The sequence below is a fragment of the Halorubrum aidingense JCM 13560 genome (assembly GCF_000336995.1).
GTDB classification, from domain to species: Archaea; Halobacteriota; Halobacteria; order Halobacteriales; family Haloferacaceae; genus Halorubrum; species Halorubrum aidingense.
This window is the reverse complement of record NZ_AOJI01000022.1, coordinates 254,457-277,371: the sequence shown is the minus strand read 5'-3', so window position 1 is coordinate 277,371 and position 22,915 is coordinate 254,457. Positions and strand designations below refer to the sequence as shown.

Genomic DNA, 22,915 nt, shown 5'->3' with positions numbered 1-22,915 from the left:
AGCGAAAACGCCCGAATCGCGGCTGTTGACCGTCTGCTCTCGGCCGTCTGCTCTCTGCCGTCTCAGTCGCTCCTTCGAGTCGCCGGCCAACGCCGTCGTGCGTCCTCGGAGCGCGCAGTCGTGTGCGTCATGTTCGCATGCCGGCCCTAGTCGCGGAAGCCTTTTATGTCGGTGACGCCCCTCTACGAGTGCAATGGCGAAAGGCGAAGTTGACTTCTTCAACGACACTGGCGGCTACGGATTTATTGAGACTGACGACGCGGACGAGGACGTGTTCTTCCACATGGAGGACGTCGGCGGCCCGGACCTGGAAGAGGGTCAGGAAGTCGAGTTCGACATCGAGGAAGCCGACAAGGGTCCGCGCGCGACGAACGTCACCCGTCTGTAACCGCTGACGAAGACGTTCGGTAGTTGTATCGGCTTTTCGACTGTTCTACACCCGTGAGCTGCTGGTCCGTTCGACGGCCAGTAGTTGACCTCGGGGACCGATAGGGATTTACCGACTGCTGACTGACCGGTCAGTCAATGAGCGATCAGCCGAGCGCGGCCGACGAGATCATGGACGGGGTCTATCGCGCGCTCCGGGCCCACGGGTTCGCCGACGTCACGATGCAGGACATCGCCGACGAGTGTTCGAAGAGCAAGTCCCTGCTCCACTACCACTACGACACCAAAGAGGACCTGCTCGTCGCCTTCCTCGACCACGTCATCACCGACTCGGAGGCGCGGATCGACGCCCACGCCGACGATCCACCGACGGAGCGGCTCGCCCAGTTCGTCGGCTGGTTCGTGTTCGAGGCGGACGCCGTCGACCGCGAGGCGTTCCACATCGCGCTGTTGGAACTCCGGACGCAGGGGCCGTTCAACGAGCGAATACGTGACCAGTTGGCCCGGAGCGATCGGCTGCTCCGCGGCACCGTCGCCGACATTCTCGAGGCGGGCATCGAACAGGGCGTCTTCCGCGACGTCGACGTCGAGGAGACGGCGGCCCTGCTCGTCGCGACTCTCGACGGGGCGCGCACGCGACAGATCACACTGAGCGAGGGGACCGGCGGGACACCGGACGACGGCGAGACGGCGACCGAGGGCGTCGGACAGACCTACACGCGAACGGTCGCCGAGGCGACGTTAGACCGGATCATCGGCCCGCTGCTCGCCGACGGCGTCGAACTCCCGTCGCTCACCGAGGGAATCGAAGAGATGGCGCCGGAGGGCGAGTACGAGTGATCCCGCCGATCCAGCGGCCCGGAGGCGCGCCGGGACGGGGGCGCTGAGATGAGTCGGCTCGGTTTTAACCGCCCGCCGACGGTGTTGCTCGCGGTCATCGCGAGCACCTTCTTCGTCGGGTTCGGCGGGGGCGTGGTCTTTCCCATCCTCCCGAACCTCGGCGCGGTGCTCGGCATCTCGGCGTTCATGGTCGGCGTCATCCTCTCGGCGAACCGCTGGGTACGGCTGGTCGCTAACGCGCCGGCCGGCGCGCTCGTCGACCGGTACGGGACCCGAAAGCCGTTCGTGTACGGGCTGCTCATCGAGGGGATCGCCACTTTCGGCTACGTCCTCGCGCTGGTCTTGCCCGCCGCGGCGTCGCTCCGGTGGATCGCGGAGTCGCTACCGACGGCTGCGATCGGACCCGTCGTCGTCAGCGCCGACTGGTGGATGACGCCGATAGCGGTCGCCGTCGCACCGGAGACGTGGTTCCTCTTGGCTCGGGTCCTGTGGGGGCTCGGGTCCGCCGCGGTGTTCGCGACCGCGTACACCATCGCCGCCGACCTCTCGGACAGCGGCTCGCGCGGAACGAACATGGGCGTCGTCCGCGGCGGGATCACGATGGGCTTTCCGGCCGGTCTCGTCCTCGGCGGAATCGTCTCCTCGCTGGCTGGCAACGCCGCCGCGTTCACCGTCGCGGCCGCGTTCGCGCTCGCCGCGAGCGTCGTCGCCTACCGGCTCGTCCCCGAGACCCACGTGACGGGCGATCGGTCCGGGGAGTCGATCAAACCGTGGGACATCGACACCTCGGTCCCGGCGGTGACCGTCGGGCTCGTCAACTTCGGGCTGCTGTTCGCGTACATCGGCGCGCTGTTCGCCACGCTCGTGCTGTTTCTGAACGAGAACGAGCTCTCGCTGCTCGGACTGGACCCGCAGGGAACGTCCGGGCTGTTCATGGCCGGCACCGTGCTCTCCGCGTCCGCGTTCATGCTCCTCGGCGGGCGGCTCTCGGACACGCGCGAGTCGCGGACGCCGGTGCTTCTCGCCTTCCTCGTCGTGTCTTTCGTCGGATTCTTACTGCTCGCCCGGGCGAGCTCGGTACTCGACCTCGGGCTGGCCTGCGTCTTCATCGGCGCCGGGCAGGGCGGGACGAGCGGGCCGATGATGGCGCTGTTAGCCGACCTCACGCCCGACGAGCGGATGGGGCGGGCCTCCGGGACGAACAACGTCCTCGGCGACATCGGGGGCGGACTCGGTCCGATGGTGTCGCTGCCGCTGGTCGAGACGGTCGGATTCGCGCCTATCTACGCCGCCTGCGCCGTCGTTCCGCTCGCGGCGGGCGTCGCGCTCCTTCTCGGCGTCCACCGGGAGACGGGAACGTTCCTGCCCGGGCGGACCGCGGGAGAGGCGGGAGCGGAATCGTAGCCGAGCCCGTCGTCTGCGGGCGGGACCGCCGTATGCGAACCGCTGGCTCCCGCTGCTCGAAAGAACAACCGTTAAAAGTCGCCACCGGGTTCCTATGGGTATGGCTGGAACTATCGAAGCGCTCGTCCCTGGCGGGCAGGCCAATCCCGGCCCGCCGCTCGGTCCCGAGCTCGGGCCGACGCCGGTGGACGTACAGGACGTCGTGGCGCAGATCAACGACGAGACCGCCGCGTTCGACGGTATGGAGGTCCCCGTCACCGTCGAGTACGAGGACGACGGCTCCTTCACGATCGAAGTCGGCGTCCCGCCGACGGCCGAACTGATCAAAGACGAGGTCGGGTTCGAGACGGGCTCCGGTGAGCCCCAGAAGGACTTCGTCGCGGACATGTCGATCGAGCAGGTGAAGAAGGTCGCAGAGCAGAAGTCGAGCGACCTGCTCGCGTACGACGTGAAGAACGCCGCCAAGGAGGTCGGCGGCACCTGCGCCTCTCTCGGTGTCACCATCGAGGGCGAGGACGCCCGGACGTTCGACGACCGCGTCGACGCCGGCGACTACGACGACGTTCTCGACGAGTAACGTCGCCTTTTGCGTTCGCGACTTTCGTTTTGCCGTCTCTGTGGAACGCAGTACGTGACGCGCTCTGATCCAGCGACGGTCGAGGCAGGGACAGCGATGATCGGGTGCGGGAGTGGGCGTCGCAGAACGGTTGAGTGATTGTTTATAAGCGAAGCAGTGGTGTTGCTGTCGGCTGTTTATAAATAGCTGCTGGCGCAGTAAACACTCACAAAGCCCCAGCCACGACGACTCGCGCGCCTTGCTGCGCTCCTCGCTCAGTCGCTACCGCTCCCTTCGCTGCGGTGCTTGCTGCAGCGTGCTTCGCCCTCGTGGCTGCCCCTTTGAGTCCCGCCCGCACCGCAACCGCAGCCTCACGCCTCCCCAACCTCGTCGCTGGCGCCGTCGGCGCCAGCGACTCCCTCGCGCTCGGGTTCGCGCCTTGAGAAGGCGCTCACCGGAGCGCGCCACCGCATTTATTTATAAACAGTCGCCGCCGCTCGCGTCTATTTATATACTACGCCGCTGGCGGCGGTCGATGACACTCATCTTCGCACTCGCTCAAGAAGGAATCCTCATCGAACAGTCGGTTCACGCTGTGTTACGTCTGAAAACGGAGGGTTTCTACGGAGCCGTTGCGCTCACTGTCCGTCGACCGCCTACACGGCGGGCCGTTCGACGGGTTCGGGCTCCGTCAGATCGGTCGCGACGGGGCGCACGTCCGCCCACGTCCAGCCGATGACGGCGGCCGCGGCGACGAGCGCGTAGAACTGGACGAAGAGCCCGGCGATCGTGCCGAGCACGGGGACCACCGAGAGGACCCCGACCGCCAGCGTGCCGGCGAGGACGACCGCGGCCGCCGAGAGCCAGCCGACGGCGTACGCCCGCTTCGTGATGACCCCCCAGAGCGTGCCGACGGCGAAGCCGTCACCGACGCGCCCCGAGTCCGCGACCGCGGCCAGCGCCGCGGGCGTCACGTAGAGGCCCGCGAGCGAGACGGCGAACGCGACGAGGACGAGGAGCAAGGCGAGCGCGCCGCCGAGAAGGCCGCCGAAGAGCCCGGCCGCGCCGCCGTCGCCCGCGCCCACGACGACCGCACCGACGCCGAACACCGCCGCGACGGCGAGGATCGCGAGCGGGAGCAGCGAGTAGACGAGCGTGACCGCGAACGCTTTCAGGCCCTCAACGAGGAGGTCCGCCCACGCTTCGAAGACCGGCAGCTCGTCGTCGCCGCCGGCCGTCCGCCGCACGACGCGAGAGACGTACCCGAGCACGAGGACCGAAGGGATGATGAGCGGACTCGCGAGCAGGAGTAGTCCGCCGATGACGACCGTCATGACGGCGTCGTCGCCGTCTTTGAGGTAGTTGAAGGACGCTGATATCATGGGTGATCCCATGTGATAACGCGCCGAGAGGACTTAATTTCGTACGGTGACACCGTGCGAGCCGGTGACGCTGCCTGCGGACGTGACATCCGCACGAACCGGCGACGCCGCGCGGACGGCGCTTTTATCTCCGAAACGCGCTGAGACGGGGACATGCCCGACCTCAACCCCGTCGCCAAGCGGATCCACAACGTCCAGCCGCGACCGGTTCGGCTCACGATCGACGACGACGAGACCGGCGTGTTCGAGTTCTCCTCGACGGAGTTCTTCCAGCGCGAGTTCCGCGGGGAGGGCGTCCGCACCGACGACGACGTCGACGCCGCGTTCCGGCTGATCACCTCCGACGACTACGAGTCGGTGCTGCTCGGGCGGTCCGGGCCGGACGAAGACGGCTGGACCGTCGTCGGCGAGGTCACCGCCGCGGAGCGCGCGGACGACTGAACGGAGGTTCGACGCTCCGCGGGCTCGGTTCAGATCACCGGACACCGGTCACCGGACGCCGATCATCGGACGACGGTCACCGGAATCTCGGCGCGGCGGACGACGCTCTCGGCGACGCTCCCGAGGAGGACTCGAGAGAGTCCGGTCCGACCGCGGCTCGCGAGCACGACGTGATCGAAGGGGTCGGCGTCAACGGCCTCGCGGCCGTCGGCGTCGGTGGCTTCGCGGTCGTCGGCGTCGGTGTCGCCATCGCTATCCTCGGCCGCGTCCCCGATCGCCCGCTCTCCGCTCGCGACCGCGAGGATCGTCGAGGTGGGGCGGCCGACCTCCAGCCGCGTGTCGATATCGCGGTCGACCGCGTCGGCCGCCTCTCGGAGGATCCGCTCGCCGCGCTGCGTGGCGCTGTCGTACCACTGGTCGACCGCACCGGGGAACCCGCTTTCCGCACCGGTCATCGAGTCGGCCGGACTGATGACGTGTAGCGCCGTCACCTCGGCGTCGGGCCACTCCGACGCGGCGAACTGCAGCGCCTCGATCGCATCCGCCGAGCCGTCGACCGCGACGAGGATTCGTTTTCCCATACCCGCGCTTCTCAGTGGCGGATAAAAAAGGGGTTGCCGGCTCCGGGGCGGTGAAAACGCGGGCGGGCGGCGGACTGTCAGCGGGTGATCGGCGGACCGTCAGCAGGCGGGCGGCGGACCGTCAGTCGTGCCGCGTGACGCACTCCGAGAGCCCGATCAGCTCGACCGGTTCGGAGTTGTCCGGCGAGTAGACCACCATCTGCCCTTTCTCCATGTACGGGACCTTCCCCGCGAGGTTCGAGGGAATGTTCACGCTGGCGATCGCGTCCTCGTCGCCGAGGTTGAGGACGACTTTGGTGTTCACCTGTTTAAATACAGACTCGGCCACGTCCTGTGGGTCCTGCGTGATCAAAAAGAGGCCGAGCCGCTCTTTTCGGCCCTGTTTCGCGGCCTCCGTGAACTTCTGGACGACTTTCTGCGCCTGCACGTTGTCGGCGTCCGCGAGGAAGTTGTGCGCCTCGTCCATCCCGATCAGCAGCGGCGTCTCCTTGATCCGATCGCTTTCGGGATCGTTCGAGAGCTTGTCGTCGACGAGCAGCCCCGCGACCGCGAGGACGACGATCTCCTTCTGTCGCGAGGTCGGCAGGTGGTAGGTGGGGACGACGGAGAGTCCACCGGGGCGGACGAGGGTGTGGTCCAGTTCCGTGATCGGCTTCGCGTCCTGGTCGAAGATCCCGCCGGGGACTCCGCGGACCCGTCGCTTGACGGCGTCGAACGTCGCCTCGTGGATACGGCCGCTCTCGTGGAGCTCCTCTTTGAGCGCCGGGTCGTCGAGGTACGAGAGGAACTGGCTGTACGTCCCCGAATCGCCGTAGTCGCGGAAAAAGCGGTTGATAAGCGTCAAAAGCGCCGGATACTGGTTGTCGTTGAGCCCCGACCCCGCAACGAGCCACGGCATCTCCTGTGTGAGCGAGAAGGGAATCGTGAACTCGACGCGCTCCGCCCGGTGGCCCTCACCCGGGTACGTCGCGTTCGCGGATCGCGGTACCAGCGCGACGGTGTCGTCGTGGCCGCCGTGGGCGATCCCCTCGCGCTCCAACCGCCGGGCGAAGTCGGCGTCGAGGTCGGGGTTGTCGTCGTGCATCTGCGCGTACTCGTCTTGCGGGTCGAACTGCACGACCGCCATCCGCGACTCGCGGCCGTCGCCCATCGGGTACGTCCGGTCGGGGTCGAGGTACTGCCGGAGGAGGTTCTTCGAGGCGTGCGTCTTCCCGGAGCCGGTACCGCCGGCGACGAGCGTGTGCCTGAACGCGAGCGGATCGCCGTCGGTGTAATCGTCCTTCACCCGGTAGTCGACGGTGGGCGGCTTCGCGGCGGTCCGCACCTTCTCGCCCCCGACGGAGAGGTGCCCGAGGAAGACGCCGTCGTCGGGGATCTTCAGCCCCGTCTTGATCTCGGCGTCGTCCGCGGCCTCTTCGACGACCGCGCCGGGCTTCGGGACCCGATCGGTCATCCGACGCGTCAGGTCCTCCCCGGTGCCGTATATCACCGACATCGGCTCCAGTTCGGCCATGAACTTGTAGTCGCGCTCGGCGAACTCGTCGCGGCGCATCTGTCTGCGCGCGTGGATCTCGGTCGCGTCGTCCGACTGGAACTCCTGTGCGTACTCCAGGGCCGTGATCCGACAGAACAACCGCTCGCCGTCGGGATAGGGCACGAGGAGATACTTACCGAGCCGGACCGCCTCGCGGTTGCCCGTCGTGACGAACGCTCTCAGGGTCGTCTCCTCCGCCTCCTCGGCGACCCGGAGCCCCTGCGAGACAGAGACGACGCCGAGTCCCCGGTCGGTGCCCGCCGGTTCGACGTCGTACGTCGCGAAATCGTCGGCGGCGCCGTCGCGTCCGGTATCGGCACGCCCGGCACCGCCACGCCCGCCTTCGGCGGCGCCGTCATCGTTGGCGCCGTCATCGTTGGCACCGTCGTCCCCGTCGCCCCCGTCTCCGGCGCCGCCGCCATCGCGGCCGCCGCCGTCGCGGCCGTTTCGATCCGACGATCCCTGTTGCGGTCGGCGGTCACCGTCTCCGCCGTCCGCGTCCTCGTCGGTGAAATCGGTGAAATCCTCCAGCGTCATGAGTGGATCACCGCCGGCTACCCCGAAAGCGTTTCCCCCTCCGCGCGGGCGTCGACCGTCGGGCCGCTGACGGTCCTCGGCGGACGCCCGGCCGGCCGTGTCACCGCGGCGCCCTTTTCACCGTTGAGCACGTACCGAACGCATGATACTGGTTTGCGGCAGCGGCGGCGGCACCGACCTCACCGGGACGGTGTTCGAGCGCGGCGAAGAGCCGCCGGCCTACAAGGGCGCACCGAACGAGGATGCGCCGTACGTCTGGGTGTGCGACTCCTTCTACCAAGTCGAGAGCGGCGGCTCCGCGCTGCTCGTCGACGGCGAGGAGATCCGTGTCGCCTTCGAGGAACCGATGCCCCGCGGGTTCGACACCAAGGCCGCCGCGATCGACGCCGCGAAAGAGCACGTCCGCACGCAGTTCGCTCGGATCGGCGTCGATCCCGATTCCGTGACGATCGAGGTGACGAAGGCGGACCCCGCCTGAGGCGTTGCCACACCGGGGTGCGCGTCGGACTTACCCGTCTCGCCCCCGGAACGGACGGTATGTCCGAACCACCAGAGGACTTCGATCCGGGTTCGCGGAAGGAGCGCGAGGTCGCGGCCGAGGCCGCGGGAGACCGCTCCGACTTCCTTTCGCTTATGGCTCACACGTATCGTGGCGAGCTCGGTCGGACGACGTCGTGGCGGACTCGCATCGACCGAACGACCAACTGGGCGGTTGTGGTGACGGCGTCGCTGCTCACGTGGACCTTCTCGAACGAGGCGCGCCCCCACTACGTGCTGCTCATCGGACTCGTAATGCTCAGCGTCTTCCTCGGGATCGAGACCCGCCGCTACCGGATGTTCGACATCTGGCGGTCCCGCGTGCGACTCTTAGAGGAGAACGTGTTCGCGAACGCGCTCGATCCGGAGGGCGTCAAGCAGTCGAACTGGCGGAAGCTCCTGAGCAATGACCTCCGTAAGCCGAGGATCAAGACGCCCGCCGTCGAGGCGATGTCCCGACGCCTCCGTCGAGTGTACGCACCGCTGTTCTCCGTCCTTGTCGCCGCGTGGATCGTTCGGCTCACCGTCTTCACCCCGTCCGGGAGCGGCGTCGTCGCGACCGCGTCGATCGGCGCGATCCACGGCGCCTTCGTGCTCGCGCTCGTCGGCTGTTTCTACCTCGTCGTGCTGACGCTGACGCTGCGGCGGCGCCCCAGGCAGGCGAAGGGGGAAATCCAGTCCGCGGACGGCGCCGACGAGTGGAAGTGATTCGGGTCGATTCCGCTTTCCATACCCCTTTTCACTCTCGGTCCAACCGAGTCGTATGACAGCGCTACCGGACCGCGTCGTCGGCGACGCGCGCACGAGCGACTTCGGGTGGGACATCCTCACGGACCTGACGGACATCGGAAACCGGATGGCGGGATCCGCCGGCGAGCGCCGCGGCGCAGAGCGAGTCGTCGCTGCCTTCGAGGAGGTCGGCCTCCGCAACGCCGGGCTCGTCGAGTTCGAGATCCCCGGCTGGTGGCGCGGCGACGCCGCGATCGAGCTGTCGGGCGCCGTCGACCGCCGCCACGAACGGTCCCACGAGGTCATCGCGCTTCCGGGCACGCCCGCCGGCGAGGCGACGGCGCCGCTCGTCGACGTCGGCGACGGCACCGACGAGGCGTTCGAGGCGGCCGGCGACGACCTCGACGGCGCCGTCGCGATGGTCACCTCGCGCACGCCGGAGTCCCACGGACGGTGGATCCACCGGATGGAAAAGTACGTCAACGCGGCCGAGCGCGGCGCCGTCGCGTTCGTCTTCCGCAACCACATCGAGGGCGCGCTCCCGCCGACCGGCGAGATCGGGTACCACAATCGCCCCGGCCCGATTCCGGCCGTGGGCGTCTCGAAGGAGGTCGGCGAGCGGCTCGCGCGACTCGCCGAGGACGCCGCGACGAGCGCGGACGCCGCCGACCACCTCGACGTAACCGTCGAGGTCGACTGTCGGAACGAGCCGGCGACCTCGATCAACGCCGTCGCCGACGTGGGGCCGGACACCGACGAGGCGGTGCTGCTCACGGCGCACGTCGACGCCCACGACGTGAGTGACGGGGCGAACGACAACGGCGCCGGCTCCGCGCTGGTCGCCGAGGTCGGTCGCCTGCTCGCGTCGGTCGAAGACGACCTCGACACCCGCGTCCGCCTGATCACCTTCGGCTCCGAGGAGATCGGTCTCTGGGGCGCGTACCATACCGCGGAGACGACCCCCCGCGACGAGATCGCCTGCGTGGTCAACCTCGACGGCGCGTGTAGCTCCCGGAACCTCCGGGTCGGCACCAACGGCTTCGACGGGATGCGGGCCGTGTTCGAGGCGGTCACCGACGCGTTCGACGCCCCGCTCTCGGTCGGCGAGACGATATCGCCGCACGGCGACCAGTGGGCCTTCGTTCAGGAGGGGATCCCGGCGGTGATGGCGTCGACGACCTCGGACCGGTCCGGTCGGGGCTGGGGTCACACTCACGCCGACACGCTGGACAAACTCGACCCGCGCGACCTGCGAGAGGTGGCGACGCTGATCGCGGAGGCGACGTACAGGCTCGCGACGCCGGGCGACGACGCGGCGCACGGCGGGGCGGTCGAACACCGACCCAGAGACGAGATCCGCCGATCCATTCCCAGCGGATACGTTCAAGAGCTCAAGACCGGCGGTCGGTGGCCGTACGATCGGTGACCTGTCCGACCGGTGGAGTCGGAACCGCCGACAGATAGCTCTCGTCTGTCTCGCGGCGCGCCCCCTACGCCTCTTCGGAGTCGCAGACGCCGAGCGGCAGCGTGTCCGCCGCCTCCGCGTCGCCGTCGAGCCCTTCGTAGGCGTCGTCGATGAGGCGGGCGAGTTGGGCCTCTGGCGTTACCCCGCGGGCGGCCGCGAGCGCCGTGAGCCGGTCGTACTGCTCGGCCGGAACGGACACCGAACCCTCGTTCATACGCGGCGCTCCGTCCCGAAGCTACAAAAGTATTGTTCGAGAATCGCCGCGAACGAGCCGTTTCGGGGGAATTTCGGCAGCCACCGGCTCCCACGAACGGGACCTCACTCGGTCTCGAACCGGTCGAACAGCGCGTTCATCACGCTCGACTCCGCCCGAGAGAGGTGTTCCCACACCGTCGTCGACCCGAGCCCGAGTTCGTCGGCGACGTCCTCGACGCCGACGCCCCCCTGGTGATCGTAGTACCCGATCGAGATGGCGGTCGCCAGCACCTCCCGCTGTCTCGCCGTGAGCCCGTCGAGGATCCCGGACGCCGGGAGCGACGGGGGGCGCTCTATCGACGCCAGTTCGACGTTTCGGGCGAGTTCGACCTCGTTCCCGCCCTCTTCGAGCCGACGCATCACTTCCGAGAGGTCGTCGTCGTCGTCCAGGTACGCCGTCCATCGCTCGATCCCGCCGGCGATCGTCGTCCCCATTCGGTAGTGGATACCCATCTCGGCGAATCGCCCGCGGATCGAGCCCCAGCCGACGGTGTCGATGATCAACGCGAGATACGTGTGATTGCCAGTTACCGACGAGAGCGGCTCCGCTTCGATCACCGCGGGAGCGTCCCTGAACTCCTCGATAAACGACTGAATCTCCTCCGTCGGCCCTCGAAGCTCGATGATCCGTTTCCGTTCGGTCCCGCGCCCGGTCATCGAGGAGACCGACCGGAACGTCACCTCGGGGTGTCGGGCGCTCACGTCCGACTCCGGCCCGCCGTGGTGGCGTATCCGAAACGTCACTTCACGCATACGAACGGATACGCGCGGAAGGGGATACGGTTTCCGGCGGGAAGGTGCGGGCTTCGACGAGGCCCGATCCGGGCCGCAGGGGCGCCGTCAGCCGTGCTGGCCGCTACTCTGCCGCGCGCTTATTGCGCCGCGTCACCAACTCCGGGACGAATGCCCGACCGACCCTCCCGAGACGGGCGAACGTCCGAGTCGACCGAATCGGCCGCGTCGACGGCTGCGAACGTCAACGATCCCGTCGACGATCCCGTCGACGGCTCCACCGACAGCCACGTCGACGGCTCCACCGACAGCCACGTCGACGAGGCGGTGAAGCGCCGTCTCCGCGAGGCGTACCTCAACGACGAGGAGCGCGTCCTGATCGTGACCGGCGTGCGGTCGGTCGGCAGCACGGTCGTCGTGGAGCTCGAACCGCCACACGGCGGTACCACGCACACCGAGCGGTTCGCCGCCCCTCGGGACGGCTCGCTGTCCGAGTCGGCGGCGTTCCTCGAGTTCCTCGCCGCCGCCGGCGTCTCCCCGCTCGACGTCGACGAGCTGGTCGGCACGCGGATCCCGGCGACGTACGACCCGGAGACGGGATGGCGCCTCGACGAGGCGTACGCGACTGACCGAGCGGACGAGTCGGCCGACGCGGCGCCCCGGGACCGCGCCGCCGACTGGGTCTGGACGAACCGCTACTGGCTGCTCGCGGTCCTCCTCGTCGGCGGCGAACTGCTGTTCGTGGCCGTGATAATCGTGCTGTTCGCCTGATCGGCTCGGCGGGCCAGCGATCGCGGCTACACGCCCCAGAGCAGCGTCACGCCGACGGTCGTCACGACCGCCAGCAGGATCTGAAGCGGTCCGCCGACCCGGACGAAGTCGGTGAACTCGTAGCCGCCGGGACCGTACACCATCAGGTTCGTCTGATACCCCACCGGCGTCGAGAAGGAGGTCGCCGACGCGAACATCACGACGAGCAGGAACGCGAACCCGTTCGCGCCGAGCTGCGCGGCCGCGTCCACCGCGATCGGGATCATCAACACGACCGTCGCGACCGGTGTGATGACGTTCGCGAGGATCCCCGTCACCAGCGAGAACAGCAGCAACACCGCGACGGTCGGGAGTATCGCTCCGGTCGCCACGAGCCCTTCCGCGATCAGCGCCGCCCCGCCGGTCCGCTCCATCGCCAGTCCGAGGGGGATCACGCCGGCGAGTAGGAATATCACGTTCCACGAGACGGCGTCGTACGCGTCCGAGGTGGTGAGACAGCCGGTGACAACCATCAGGAACACGCCCCCGAGCGCGGCAATGACCACCGGGAGGACGCCGAGGGCGGCCGCGCCGACGACCGCGACCATGATCCCGACGGCGATCGGGGCCCGCGGCGACAGCGGCGCGACCGTCTCGACGTCCGCGTCGAGCAGGCGGTCCAGTCCCTCCGCGTCCACGCTGACGAGGTCGCCGGACTCCGCGAAGTGGGCCGCGGACTCCGGGGTCGTCCGGACGAGCAGGAGGTCTCCGGCCGCGAGCTCGACGTCGTCGAGTCCGGTACGGATCAGCTTCCCCTCCCGCCGGATCGCGAGTACCCTCGTTCCGTACACCTCTCGGAGGCGAGTCTTCGCAAGCGTCTCACCGACGAACGTCGAGGAATTCGGCACGAGCGCCTTGTCGAGGATGGCGTCGGTCGTCGTGTTCTCGAGCGTCTCGTCCGTCACCTCCTGGCTGCTGAGCGTTCGGAGGTCGCGCTCCGCACAGAGGGCCTCGACCGACTCGTGCGTCCCGTGGACAACGAGCACGTCGCCGGAGCGGAGTCGGCGGGTGGAATCGACCGCGAGCGACCCCTTCCCGTCCCGCCGGAGCTGAAGGACGCTCGCGCCGGCCTCGGTCCGCTCGGCGAGGTCGGACACGGGGATCCCGAGCGAGTCGCTCCCGGGCGGGACGCGGACGTGTGTCAGGAACTCGTCGAGATCGAACTCCTCGACGAGGTCGGCGCCGGCGGGGATACGCGCCGGGGTGAGGCGTCGGCCGATCGTCATCAGGTAGAGAACTCCGACGGAGAGGACGACGACCCCGAGCGCGGAGAACTCGAACATCCCGATCGGGCCGCGGGGGAGGAGGGTGGCCGCGAACTCGCTCGCGAGCAGATTGGTCGCGGTACCGATCAGCGTGAGGACCCCACCGAGGATCGCGGCGTACGAGAGCGGCATGAGCAGCTTCGACGGCGACACCCCGCTCTGGTCGGCGAGATCGGTGATCATCGGGATAAACACGGCGACGACCGGCGTGTTGTTGACGAACCCCGCGATCGGTCCCGTGGTCAGCACGGTCGCCGCGAGCGCGCGCGTCTCGCTCCCGCGGGTCACCGACGCCAGTCGAATCCCGAGCCGCTCTACCAGTCCCGTGCCGTTGATCCCGGCGCTCAGCATGTACATCGCGACGATGGTGATCGTCGCCGTGTTGGCGAACCCGGATATCGCGCCGCGGGCGCTCACACCCGTCCACGGCTCCAGCGCCGCCAAGGCGACGACGATTCCGATCGCGGTGATGTCGTTGGGGATCGCCTCCGTGACGAACAGCACCAGCGCGGCCGCTATCAGCCCGAACACCACGAGCGTCCCTGTCGACGCGCCGGCGAGCATGGTACACTCCCCTCTGTCGAACTACATAGGGCTTCGCTCTCGAGACTCACGTTCCGTTCTCCGACGACCGACCGCGTCCGGGTCCGTCTATCGGGCGGCTCCGCGACAGAAGTAGAGAAACTACTGGATGTGGCCTTCGCGCCGCAGCTGGTCCGCGTCCTCGTCGGTGTACCGCCACTCGACGTTCGCCTTCTCGTCCTGCCAGGACCACGGTTCGGCGAGGACGACGTCGCCCTCGCTTATCCACGTGCGGTACTTCATGCGGCCGGGGATCCGACCGAGTCGCGTCTCGCCGTCCACACAGCGCAGACGGACGTGATTCCCGCCGAGATGCTCCGTCACCACGGCGAACACTTCGTCGTCCGAGGGCATTCGGAGGTTCCGACGCCCGGATTCTTCGCTCATACAGCCAGTAAGTCGTTCTGCCGTATAAGTGATGGGAGATCCGTGTGCGCGTATCTCGTGCCACTATTTCCCACGAATTGGCGGTGAACGAAGGTCGGTACTGGCGGTGAACGCGGGACGCGCTCGCCGTCGACGGAGTGCACGAGAGAAACCTCGCTTCGAGGGCGACGGCGAGCGAAGCGTTCAAATCCCACCGCACCGCTCGTAGGAGACATGGAAGACATGGAATCCATCGTCCTGAACGACGACGACGAGGTGCTCGCGCCCGCGGTCGTGGTGGCGACGATCGCCGTGCTCGCCGTCTTCGTCGTCGGATTCGTCGTGTTCGGGATCGGTCTGATCGTCTGACCGCCCGGACCGAGATGCGTCCCGCCCTCGCCGCGGCGGGCAGCGCTCGTCTCGACGTCACCGTGGCTGGCAGCGCTCGTCTCGCCGCCGCCGTGGTGACCCGTGTGTGGCGCTTTCGTGTGCCTTTTTCATTCGACTCGTCGAACCGGCCCCATGGCCCACGGTTTGCTGATCGAACTCCTCGACCGCAACGACCGGCACGTCGACTCGCTCGACGTGGACGCGTTCGCCGACTATCGCGAGGCGCAGCGCCCGCCGGTGGTCTCCGTCTGCTGTTCGGACTCTCGCGTCTCTCAAGAGGGGATGTGGGCGATCGATCGGCCGGGGTATCTGTTTACCGCAGGCAACATCGGGAACCGCGTAAGCGACGTCGTCGACGGCGATCGCGTCCTCTCGGGGAGCATCGCGTACCCTCTCGGTCACGCCGACACGGACGTGCTCGCGGTCGTCGGCCACACCGGCTGCGGCGCGGTCGGCGCCGCGCTCTCGGCGGTCCAAACCGGCGAGTACCCGGCCGAACCGGGGGTGCGCGCCGACGTCGAGGACCTCGTACCGATCGTCGAGCGCGGGTTGGCCGACGACGCCGTCGCCGGAGACGGCTCGGACGTCGGTGCGACTCGCCGCAACCGACTCGTCGAGTACAACGTCCACGAGCAGGTCTCGGCCGCGTTAGCGACCGACGAAGTTGCCGACGGCGACGCCGACGTGTACGGGTTCGTCTACGACTTCCATCACGCCTACGGCGAGCGCGACGGTGTCACCTACCTGGTGAACGCGAACGGCGAGCGCGACCCGGCCGTGCTCCGCGACCTCGTCGGCGACGAGCGAGCCGACCACGTCGCGACCCTGCTGTAGTCGGCTCCGTCGATCCGGCGACCCACCGCGCTCTCGGGCCACCGTTCTACTGACCAACCACCCTCCCGGGCCACCACTCTATCGACCCGTCACCCTCTGTTCTATTTTGGTTCTGCATCCGACAGCGGTATGAGCGCTCCGGCCGAATTCCGAGCACATGGACCGTCGCGTTCTGTTTGCGAGCCTGATCCTCTTCGCCGGCGGCGCAACCGGCGTCGGGGTCGCCCTCTTCGCGTTCGTCGGTATCGACGACACGTCGATCGACACGGAGATCGTCTGGGAGACCGAACCCGTCGAGGGCGACGACGGCACCGGCGCCGTGATCGCCTCCATGGAGGGCGACTCGGTCGTGCTCCAATCGACGGTCGCCGACGGCGAACGCGCCGTGCGCGCGACGACCGTCGGCGAGGGCGTCGCGTGGACGACACCGCTCTCAGCGCTCGCCGTCGGCGACCGCGGGGGCGACGAGACCGACGATCCCGCGGGGATCAGCGAGCTCACATCGGGCACCCTCGGCGGCGACCCGGTCGTCGCGTTCACCACGGACTCCGGGTCGCTCGTCGTTCTCGACGCGGCCGACGGCGCGGAGCGGTTCGTCGTCGAAACCGACGCGCCGGGCGGACTCCAACCGGCGATCGGTGACCTCACCGGCAACGGAGAGTCGGAACTCGCCGCGACCGGGGCGGACGGCACGGTGCTCGTCGTTGACGGCGACGGTGACCGACTGTTCGAGACCGACCTCGGCGAATCGGTCGACAGACGGCCCCTGATCGTCGAGCCCACCGACTCCACCCCCACCGACGACGCGGATCTCGGCGGGCTCGCGGTGGCGACGGAGCGAGACGGGAACTACACGGTCCACCTGCTCGACGAGCGGGGCGAGACGCGGTGGACGACGACGCCCGCGGTCACGCCGCTGAGCTGGAACGCCGCGGACACGAGAAACGGGCCGATACTGGCGCTCGGCGGGGCGAACGGGAACCTAGAGACCATCGAGACCGAGGACGGGTCGCTCCGGTACGAGATCGGGTTACAGGACCGCCCCGTCTCCGTCGGCGACGCCAGTCCCGGACAGGTGTTCGTCGGCGGCGTCGGGAGCGTCTGGGCGGTCGACCTCCTCGACGGAGAGGTCTCGTGGAAACAGCAGTACGGCGGTCAGACCCGCGTGAACCCGCCGGGAGTCGGCGACGTCGACGGCGACGGAACGGTGGCGCCGGTCGCGGTGAACCGAGACGGAGACACGCTCGTGATGAGCCGAACCGGAGAGGCGCTCACCCGCGGCGGCGTCGGCTCTGCGGTCGTCTACGCCGGGCCGCTGTTCGCCGACGTCACCGACGACGGAAGCGACGAGGTGATCGTCGTCACCGAAGACGGTCGGATCATCGCGCTGTCGCGGTAGCGACCACCGGTCGCTGGAGGGCTGCGACTTCCCGCGTTCCGGTCCCCGGTCCGTCGCTCTCGGTCGGCGACGCTGGCCGGCGGGTCGCCCCGGTTTATTAACCAACGAATCTCAAAAACCGGCAGACGAGAGCGAGGTGTCACCGAATTTTCATCGGAAACGCGGTGTGTCACGATAGCGACCGCTACCGCGGATCCCACGTCGGGTCTCCAAAACGAAACGGCGCGAAACGACGCCGACGAAATCGCGTCGGGGTCGCCGGCTCAGTGCTGCTCGTCCTCGTACACCCACGCGGCGGTGTCGAGGCCGTAGTCGACGAGTTCGTCCTCGTCGAAGAACAGGTCGATCTCGCGGGCGTTCGCGCCCTCGTCCTCGTGGTCCGACGCGTGGATCACGTTGTGGCCGAGATCGAGGCCGAAGTCGCCGCGGATCGTGCCCGGGGCGGACTCGGCGGGGTCGGTCTCGCCGACCATCGCGCGGACCTGTCGGGTCGCGTCCGCGCCCTCCCACACCATCGCGAAGACGGGGCCGGAGGTGATGAACTCGACGAGGCCGTCGAAGAACGGTTTGTCCTCGTGCTCGCCGTAGTGGTCGTGCGCGAGGTCCTCGTCGATCTGCATGAACTTCCCGCCGACGAGCTTCAGGCCGCGGTCCTCGAAGCGAGAGACGATCTCGCCGATGAGGCCGCGCTGGACGCCGTCGGGCTTGACCATCACGAAGGTGCGTTCGTCGTGGTGGCTCATTACTCGCCTCCCTGCTTACGGCCTTCCTCGGTCCACTCGAGGTCGCGCGCCTCGCGGCCGAGGAAGTAGTTCTTCTCCGCCTTCGAGTCGACGAAGTGGAGGATGGTGCCGTCCTTCTTGACGTACATCGTGCCCGTGCCGGGCTCGATCTCCTCGCCGGTGTAATCGCAGGTGCGTGTCTCGACCATTGGTTATCGGCCTCCGATGGAGTCGGCGTCGCGCTGGGTCTCGCGGAGCTGGAGCACGTCGCCCATGCGGACGGGTCCCAGGACGTTCCGGGTGATGATCCGGCCCTGGTTCGATCCTTCCTGGATGCGGCACTTGACCTGCATGGCCTCGCCGTGCATCCCGGTCTTGCCGACGACCTCGATCACCTCGGCGGTGGTCGAATCGCCGGTGCCCTCTTCTGCGCTCATGGGTGGTTATCGGAGCTCCGCGACCTTCTCGCCGATGTCCTCGACGTCGTCGTCGGCGTCGCCGGCGTCGACGATGGCGGCGGCGGCCGAACCGACTTCGAGGCCGGCGGCGTGACCGACTTCGTCCTGCGTCTCGACGAAGACGACCGGGATGCCCTTCTCCTCTGCGAGTTCGGGGAGGTGCATCACGATCTCCTCGGGGGAGACGTCCTCGGCGACGATGACGAGATCGGCGTTGCCGCGCTCGACGGCCTTCGTGGTCTCGTTCGTTCCTTTCTTCACGGTACCGGTGTCTCGGGCGACCTCGAGCGATTCAAGAGATCGCTCGGCGAGGTCGGCTGGGGTTTCGTAGTCTACGTAAACGGGCATATGTTGTTCACCTATCCTCGGCGTGGGCTCGCGTGTCCGTCCCGTGGTCGGTCCCTAACGGAACGGCACATCATCAACCCCGCAGAGGCTGTGAAGCGACGTAGTCCGGACATCCATAAAAGCGCTTTCAATGTCCTGCGCGTGTGCGAGCGGGGATCACGGCGACGGCGTCTCGGTCACGTCGGGACGTTCGTGACAGTTTCGGCGGGCGCCCGTTCGCGAACGCGCACGCCGAATCGACGACCGAAACTCCGCGCTTTTTAAGCGCCGCTCGCTCCTCTACACCGACATCGAATGGTCCGTCTCGTCCACTACTCCGACATCGAGAACGTCTTCGACGCCCCCGAGCGGGCGGCCCGCCTCGCCGGCCGGATCGCCGAGCTCTCGGGCCCCGACGCCGCCGTGGTCGCCACCGGGGACACGACCGCCCCCGGCGTCCTCTCGCTGGTCGCGACGGGACGGCAGATCCACGACTTCTACGCCGCGACGGACACCGCCCTCGACACCTTCGGCAACCACGAGTTCGACTACGGCCCCGACGCGCTCCGCGACCTCGTCGCGGACGCGTCCGCGACCTTCGTCTCGGCGAACGTCCGCGACGAGGACGGCGAGCCGTTCGGCCGCGAGCAGGGCGTCGTCCCGTGGGCGACTCGAGAGGTCGACGGCGCGACGGTCGGGTTCGTCGGCGTCACCGATCCCGCGACCGATTCGCTGAACCCGATGGCCGCCGAGCTCTCCTTTTCGGACCCCGTGACCGCCGCCCGCGACGCGCTCGACGAGATGCGGGCGGCGGTCGCCGCAGCCGACGGCGCCGGACCACTCGACCACGTCGTCGTGCTCTCACACCTCGGTGCCGGTGACGACGACCTCGCGCGCGAACTCGACGTCGACGCGGTCCTCGGCGGACACGTCCACAGCCGGCGCAACGAGGTCGTCGCGGACACGCGGCTCGTCCGCCCCGGCGTCAACGGCGAGACGGTCGCCGAGATCGAACTGGGGTCCGCCGTCCCCGACGCGACGCTCCACGAGCCGGACGGCGCCGCGCCCGTCCCCGGGCTCGAAGCGGCCCTGGCAGACCGGATGGCCGCCGCCGACCTCGGCGAGGTCGTCGACGTCGTCGACGAACCGATCGAGCGCGCGGGCGCGGTCGTCCACGGCGGGGAGTGCCGCGTCGGTAACTTCGTCGCCGACGCGTTCCGGTGGGTACACGACGCCGACGTCGGCCTGTCGAACGCGGGCGGGCTCCGACAGGGCGACCCCCTCGCGGGCGACGTGACGAAGGCCGACCTGATCAGCCTCATCCCCTTCGAGGAGCCGGTGACGCTCGCGTCCGTGACGGGCGCGGAGCTCCACGACGTGTTCCGGGAGATGGCCGCCCCCGACGTCGACTTCGGCGAGGACGACTGGTGGCACGGCCACGTCTCGAACGCGCGGGTCGTCTGGGACGCCGACGCCGAACTGATCCTCGAAGCCACCGTCGGCGGCGAGCCGATCGATCCCGAGGAGCGCTACACGGTCGCCGTCTCGGAGTACCTGCTCCACTCCGAACACGAGTTCCCGACGCTCGCGCAGCGCCACCGGATCGACGAGGCCGGCATCCAGTACGAGGTGCTCGCCGACTACGCTCGCGAACGGGGGATCGACCCCGCGATCGAGGGTCGGATCGAGATCGAAAACCGGGCCGCGGTCGCGAGCGACGACGACTAGGGCGCGTGGCCCCGACGGCGATTTCGCGATCACACGCGCTCGGCGCCGCCGAACGCCTCGGAGCTACCGGGGCCCGCTCTGGGACCGGCCCGACGCTTCACTCCTTCGTCTGAAACTCCGGCCGGTACGTGACGAGTCCGTTCACCCCGTCTAACGCCCCCTCGTAGAGCGGTTTGACCATGAACGCTTCGTCGGCACCGTACTCGTTGTCGAGCTCGTACCCGCTCGCTCGTTCGAAGCCGAAGCGACCGTAGTACTCGGGGTCACCCAACACGACTACCGCGTCAACACCGGCCGCACGGCATCGCGCTATCCCCCGCCGAATCAGCGCCGAGCCGACGCCCTCGCGTTGGTGTTCCGGGAGGACACCGACCGGTGCCAGCCCCACCAGCCTGACTGTCTCGCCGTGACCGGCGACGGTCGTCGGGGAAAACAGGACGTGCCCCACGACGCGGTCGTCTGTGACTGCCACGAGCGAGACCACGGCCTTGTCGGCGTCGTGTAACCGCCGTACGATGCGTGATTCGTCGGTCCTCCCGCCGAAGGCGCGTCGATGTACCGCAACGACGGCGTCCGCGTCATCCGCGGTGAACGGTCGTATCTCCATGGACGAGTGGCAGAATCTGAAATCTATACCTAAATATGCGGTCCGGTGGCGGGCCGACGGCAAGTGCGCGCCCGCGAGCGATCGCCGATAACCAGAGGGCCGGGATTTGGGCGGATTCCGTCGCAGTCGTCTTCGGTGCGTCAGCGACGGGTCCTGAGCAGCCCGCGGTCCGTCCGGCCGCGTCCTCGCCTCACTCCAGATCGATCGCGACGTCGTGTTGCAGACCGGCCGCCTTCACCGTATTATAAAGCAGCATCGCGCGCGTCATCGGGCCGACGCCGCCGGGAACCGGGGTGATCGCCCCCGCGACCGACTTCGCCGACTCGTACTCGACGTCGCCCACGAGCGCGTATCCCTTCTCGGTGTCCGCCTCGACGCGGTTGATCCCCACGTCGATGACGGTCGCGCCCTCCTTCAGCATCGAGCCGTCGATGAACTCCGGTATCCCGACGGCGGCGATCACGATGTCCGCGTCCGCCAGCTTGCCCGCCAAGTCCTCCGTCCGGGAGTGACAGACGGTCGTGGTCGCGTTGCCGGTCGGTCCCTTCTGGATCAGGAGGTTCGCCATCGGTTTGCCGACGATGTCGGAGCGGCCGACGACGACCGCGTCGGCGCCCTCCGTCTCCACGTCGTACGCGGCCAAGAGCTTCTGGACGCCGTGCGGCGTGCAGGGTTTAAACCGGGCGTCGCCGGCGACCAGTCGCCCGACGTTCTCCGGGTGGAAGCCGTCGACGTCTTTCTCGGGCGCGATCCGTCGGAGAACGCTCCGCTTGTCGACGTGGTCCGGCACGGGCAGCTGCACCAGAATGCCGTGCACGTCCTCGCGCGCGTTCAGGTCGTCGATGGTGTCGTACAGCTCCGCGGCGGGGGCGTCGGCGTCGATCTCGACGTGGATCCCCTCGATGCCGACCTCCTCGCAGTCGCGCTGTTTCATCGAGACGTACGTCTCGCTCGCGGGGTCGTCGCTCATCAGCACGGTCGCCAGCCCGGGCGTCACGCCGGCGTCTTCGAGCGTCTCGACGTGCTCGGCGACGTCGGCGCGCACGTCCGCAGCGACGGCGTTACCGTCGATGATCGTGGTCTCATCGGCGGGCTCCGTCTCCTCGGCGGTCTCGGTCATACCGACACGGACGGGAAGGCGATATAAAAACAACGCGGGATCGTGGTCATATCCGGTCGTCGCTCGGCCGATATATGCGTATCACTGGATCGTTCCGGTTCGAGAGGTGGGTCGGCGGCGGCTACTCGGGAAACAGTTCCTCCTCGCGTTCGACCGCGTCGATGGCGGCGGTCTCCGCGGGCGAGAGCTCCAGATCGGCGGCGGCGAGGTTCGCCCGGAGGTGTCGCTCGCTCGACGCCTTCGGGATCGTCACGACCGGCTCCTTCGCGGTCGCCCACGCGATCGCGACCGCTTCCGGCGTCGTGTCGTGCGCCGCCGCCGCGTCGACGACGGCGTCGATCTCGCCGACCCGCCCGCCGGCCAGCGGCGAGTACGCGACGACGGTGTACCCGTGTTCGCGGGCGTGTTCGATCAGCGCCGGCTTATAAAACAACGGGTGAAGCTCCGTTTGGTGGGCGGCGAGCGGCGCGTCGAGCGCCTCGATCGCGCGGTCGAGGTCGGCGAGTTCGAAGTTCGAGACGCCGACGTTCCGGACGAGGCCGTCGTCGACGAGCGCGTCGAGCGCGGGCAGCGTCGCCTCGGGGTCGTACGCGCCGCGCGGCCGGTGGACGTACAGCAGGTCGAGCGTCTCGACGCCGAGCAGATCGGCGCTCTCGCGGGCCGTCGGCCCCACGTCGTCGGGACCGAGGTCGTCGATCCAGAGCTTCGTCGCGACGGTCACGTCCTCGCGACGCACGTCGGTCGCCGCGAGCCCGGCGGCGAGCCCCTCGCCGACGACGGCCTCGTTGTCGTAGATCCGCGCGGTGTCGAGGTGGCGGTAGCCGACCGACAGCGCCGTCCCGATCGGCTCGGGATCGTCGATTCCCATCGTCCCGAGACCGACTGGCGGAAGGTCCATACCCCGTCAACGCTCCGCCCCGGATAAAA

Annotated in this window: 27 protein-coding genes; 13 read left to right on the top strand and 14 right to left on the bottom strand. The window is 68.5% G+C overall.

Annotation, left to right across the window (positions count from 1 at the left end):
• The first annotated feature begins 193 nt into the window (after positions 1-193).
• The 4 genes from C461_RS08225 to C461_RS08210 all read left to right on the top strand — a co-directional run bounded on the left by C461_RS08225 (position 194) and on the right by C461_RS08210 (position 3,208).
• The gene (locus C461_RS08225) at positions 194-388 is read left to right on the top strand and encodes a cold-shock protein (RefSeq protein ID WP_004046659.1); all 195 of its coding nucleotides are present in this window, start codon (positions 194-196) and stop codon (positions 386-388) included.
• A gap of 137 nt (positions 389-525) precedes the next feature.
• Positions 526-1,227 carry a TetR/AcrR family transcriptional regulator gene (locus tag C461_RS08220; protein ID WP_008000271.1) on the top strand — a complete coding sequence of 234 codons (702 nt, stop codon included), beginning with the start codon at positions 526-528 and terminating at the stop codon, positions 1,225-1,227.
• Positions 1,228-1,275: 48 nt separating this feature from the next.
• A complete protein-coding gene (locus tag C461_RS08215) occupies positions 1,276-2,631 on the top strand; it encodes an MFS transporter (protein WP_008000269.1) in 1,356 nt (451 codons plus the stop codon).
• Between the two features lie 100 nt (positions 2,632-2,731).
• A complete protein-coding gene (locus C461_RS08210) occupies positions 2,732-3,208 on the top strand; it encodes a 50S ribosomal protein L11 (RefSeq protein ID WP_008000268.1) in 477 nt (158 codons plus the stop codon).
• Between the two features lie 635 nt (positions 3,209-3,843).
• Here C461_RS08210 and C461_RS08205 read toward each other — a convergent pair.
• Positions 3,844-4,569 (bottom strand): DUF4013 domain-containing protein, encoded by a 726-nt coding sequence (locus tag C461_RS08205; RefSeq protein ID WP_008000266.1) that lies wholly within the window; start codon positions 4,567-4,569, stop codon positions 3,844-3,846.
• A gap of 153 nt (positions 4,570-4,722) precedes the next feature.
• On the opposite strand from C461_RS08205, the gene C461_RS08200 reads away from it, so the two are divergent.
• The gene (locus C461_RS08200; RefSeq protein WP_008000264.1) at positions 4,723-5,010 is read left to right on the top strand and encodes a hypothetical protein; all 288 of its coding nucleotides are present in this window, start codon (positions 4,723-4,725) and stop codon (positions 5,008-5,010) included.
• Positions 5,011-5,072: 62 nt separating this feature from the next.
• Here C461_RS08200 and C461_RS08195 read toward each other — a convergent pair whose 3' ends face one another.
• Both C461_RS08195 and C461_RS08190 read right to left on the bottom strand, forming a co-directional pair.
• Positions 5,073-5,591 carry a universal stress protein gene (locus tag C461_RS08195; RefSeq protein ID WP_008000263.1) on the bottom strand — a complete coding sequence of 173 codons (519 nt, stop codon included), beginning with the start codon at positions 5,589-5,591 and terminating at the stop codon, positions 5,073-5,075.
• A 121-nt stretch (positions 5,592-5,712) separates the two neighbouring features.
• Positions 5,713-7,662 (bottom strand): ATP-binding protein, encoded by a 1,950-nt coding sequence (locus C461_RS08190; RefSeq protein WP_008000262.1) that lies wholly within the window; start codon positions 7,660-7,662, stop codon positions 5,713-5,715.
• A 142-nt stretch (positions 7,663-7,804) separates the two neighbouring features.
• Here C461_RS08190 and C461_RS08185 point away from each other — a divergent pair, with 142 nt between their 5' ends.
• Genes C461_RS08185 through C461_RS08175 form a run of 3 tightly spaced genes read left to right on the top strand, consistent with a single transcriptional unit; the run spans position 7,805 to position 10,354 of the window.
• Complete coding sequence (locus C461_RS08185) at positions 7,805-8,140, top strand: DUF7113 family protein (RefSeq protein ID WP_008000261.1); 336 nt, start codon at positions 7,805-7,807, stop codon at positions 8,138-8,140.
• A gap of 59 nt (positions 8,141-8,199) precedes the next feature.
• Positions 8,200-8,907, top strand: coding sequence for a DUF2270 domain-containing protein (locus C461_RS08180; RefSeq protein WP_008000260.1), 708 nt, complete (start codon positions 8,200-8,202; stop codon positions 8,905-8,907).
• Between the two features lie 55 nt (positions 8,908-8,962).
• Entirely contained in the window at positions 8,963-10,354 is a 1,392-nt protein-coding gene (locus C461_RS08175; RefSeq protein WP_008000259.1) for a M28 family peptidase, read from the top strand.
• A gap of 64 nt (positions 10,355-10,418) precedes the next feature.
• Here C461_RS08175 and C461_RS08170 read toward each other — a convergent pair whose 3' ends face one another.
• Entirely contained in the window at positions 10,419-10,607 is a 189-nt protein-coding gene (locus C461_RS08170; RefSeq protein ID WP_008000258.1) for a hypothetical protein, read from the bottom strand.
• Between the two features lie 104 nt (positions 10,608-10,711).
• The gene (locus C461_RS08165; RefSeq protein ID WP_008000257.1) at positions 10,712-11,401 is read right to left on the bottom strand and encodes a helix-turn-helix domain-containing protein; all 690 of its coding nucleotides are present in this window, start codon (positions 11,399-11,401) and stop codon (positions 10,712-10,714) included.
• A 150-nt stretch (positions 11,402-11,551) separates the two neighbouring features.
• Here C461_RS08165 and C461_RS08160 point away from each other — a divergent pair, with 150 nt between their 5' ends.
• The gene (locus C461_RS08160; RefSeq protein WP_008000256.1) at positions 11,552-12,151 is read left to right on the top strand and encodes a hypothetical protein; all 600 of its coding nucleotides are present in this window, start codon (positions 11,552-11,554) and stop codon (positions 12,149-12,151) included.
• Positions 12,152-12,177: 26 nt separating this feature from the next.
• Here C461_RS08160 and C461_RS08155 read toward each other — a convergent pair whose 3' ends face one another.
• Positions 12,178-14,019, bottom strand: coding sequence for an SLC13 family permease (locus tag C461_RS08155; protein WP_008000253.1), 1,842 nt, complete (start codon positions 14,017-14,019; stop codon positions 12,178-12,180).
• Positions 14,020-14,139: 120 nt separating this feature from the next.
• Positions 14,140-14,424: a translation initiation factor eIF-1A gene (eif1A, locus tag C461_RS08150; RefSeq protein ID WP_008000252.1), complete on the bottom strand. Its 285-nt coding sequence runs from the start codon at positions 14,422-14,424 to the stop codon at positions 14,140-14,142.
• 213 nt (positions 14,425-14,637) lie between these two features.
• Between eif1A and C461_RS16180 the strand changes: the two genes are divergently transcribed.
• From C461_RS16180 to C461_RS08140, 3 genes are all read left to right on the top strand, one after another.
• Complete coding sequence (locus C461_RS16180) at positions 14,638-14,772, top strand: hypothetical protein (RefSeq protein ID WP_008000249.1); 135 nt, start codon at positions 14,638-14,640, stop codon at positions 14,770-14,772.
• Positions 14,773-14,925: 153 nt separating this feature from the next.
• A complete protein-coding gene (locus C461_RS08145) occupies positions 14,926-15,627 on the top strand; it encodes a carbonic anhydrase (protein ID WP_008000248.1) in 702 nt (233 codons plus the stop codon).
• A gap of 157 nt (positions 15,628-15,784) precedes the next feature.
• The gene (locus C461_RS08140; RefSeq protein ID WP_008000247.1) at positions 15,785-17,026 is read left to right on the top strand and encodes an outer membrane protein assembly factor BamB family protein; all 1,242 of its coding nucleotides are present in this window, start codon (positions 15,785-15,787) and stop codon (positions 17,024-17,026) included.
• A 263-nt stretch (positions 17,027-17,289) separates the two neighbouring features.
• Here the strand turns inward: C461_RS08140 and ndk are convergent, their stop codons facing one another.
• The 4 genes from ndk to rpl7ae are packed head-to-tail and all read right to left on the bottom strand — an operon-like array spanning position 17,290 to position 18,554.
• Entirely contained in the window at positions 17,290-17,769 is a 480-nt protein-coding gene (ndk, locus tag C461_RS08135; RefSeq protein WP_008000246.1) for a nucleoside-diphosphate kinase, read from the bottom strand.
• Positions 17,769-17,957, bottom strand: a complete 189-nt coding sequence (locus C461_RS08130; RefSeq protein WP_008000245.1) for a 50S ribosomal protein L24e — start codon at positions 17,955-17,957, stop codon at positions 17,769-17,771. Before C461_RS08130 ends, ndk begins: the two co-directional genes overlap by 1 nt.
• A gap of 3 nt (positions 17,958-17,960) precedes the next feature.
• On the bottom strand, positions 17,961-18,185 hold the full coding sequence (locus C461_RS08125; RefSeq protein WP_004046478.1) for a 30S ribosomal protein S28e: 225 nt from the start codon (positions 18,183-18,185) through the stop codon (positions 17,961-17,963).
• A 6-nt stretch (positions 18,186-18,191) separates the two neighbouring features.
• A complete protein-coding gene (rpl7ae, locus tag C461_RS08120; protein WP_008000244.1) occupies positions 18,192-18,554 on the bottom strand; it encodes a 50S ribosomal protein L7Ae in 363 nt (120 codons plus the stop codon).
• A gap of 294 nt (positions 18,555-18,848) precedes the next feature.
• Here rpl7ae and C461_RS08115 point away from each other — a divergent pair, with 294 nt between their 5' ends.
• Positions 18,849-20,261, top strand: coding sequence for a bifunctional metallophosphatase/5'-nucleotidase (locus C461_RS08115; RefSeq protein WP_008000243.1), 1,413 nt, complete (start codon positions 18,849-18,851; stop codon positions 20,259-20,261).
• Positions 20,262-20,358: 97 nt separating this feature from the next.
• On the opposite strand, the gene C461_RS08110 is transcribed toward C461_RS08115, so the two are convergent.
• From C461_RS08110 to C461_RS08100, 3 genes are all read right to left on the bottom strand, one after another.
• Complete coding sequence (locus C461_RS08110) at positions 20,359-20,868, bottom strand: GNAT family N-acetyltransferase (RefSeq protein WP_008000241.1); 510 nt, start codon at positions 20,866-20,868, stop codon at positions 20,359-20,361.
• 190 nt (positions 20,869-21,058) lie between these two features.
• Positions 21,059-21,988, bottom strand: a complete 930-nt coding sequence (locus C461_RS08105; RefSeq protein ID WP_008000238.1) for a bifunctional methylenetetrahydrofolate dehydrogenase/methenyltetrahydrofolate cyclohydrolase — start codon at positions 21,986-21,988, stop codon at positions 21,059-21,061.
• A gap of 121 nt (positions 21,989-22,109) precedes the next feature.
• A complete protein-coding gene (locus tag C461_RS08100; protein ID WP_008000236.1) occupies positions 22,110-22,886 on the bottom strand; it encodes an aldo/keto reductase in 777 nt (258 codons plus the stop codon).
• Between the last annotated feature and the right edge of the window lie 29 nt (positions 22,887-22,915).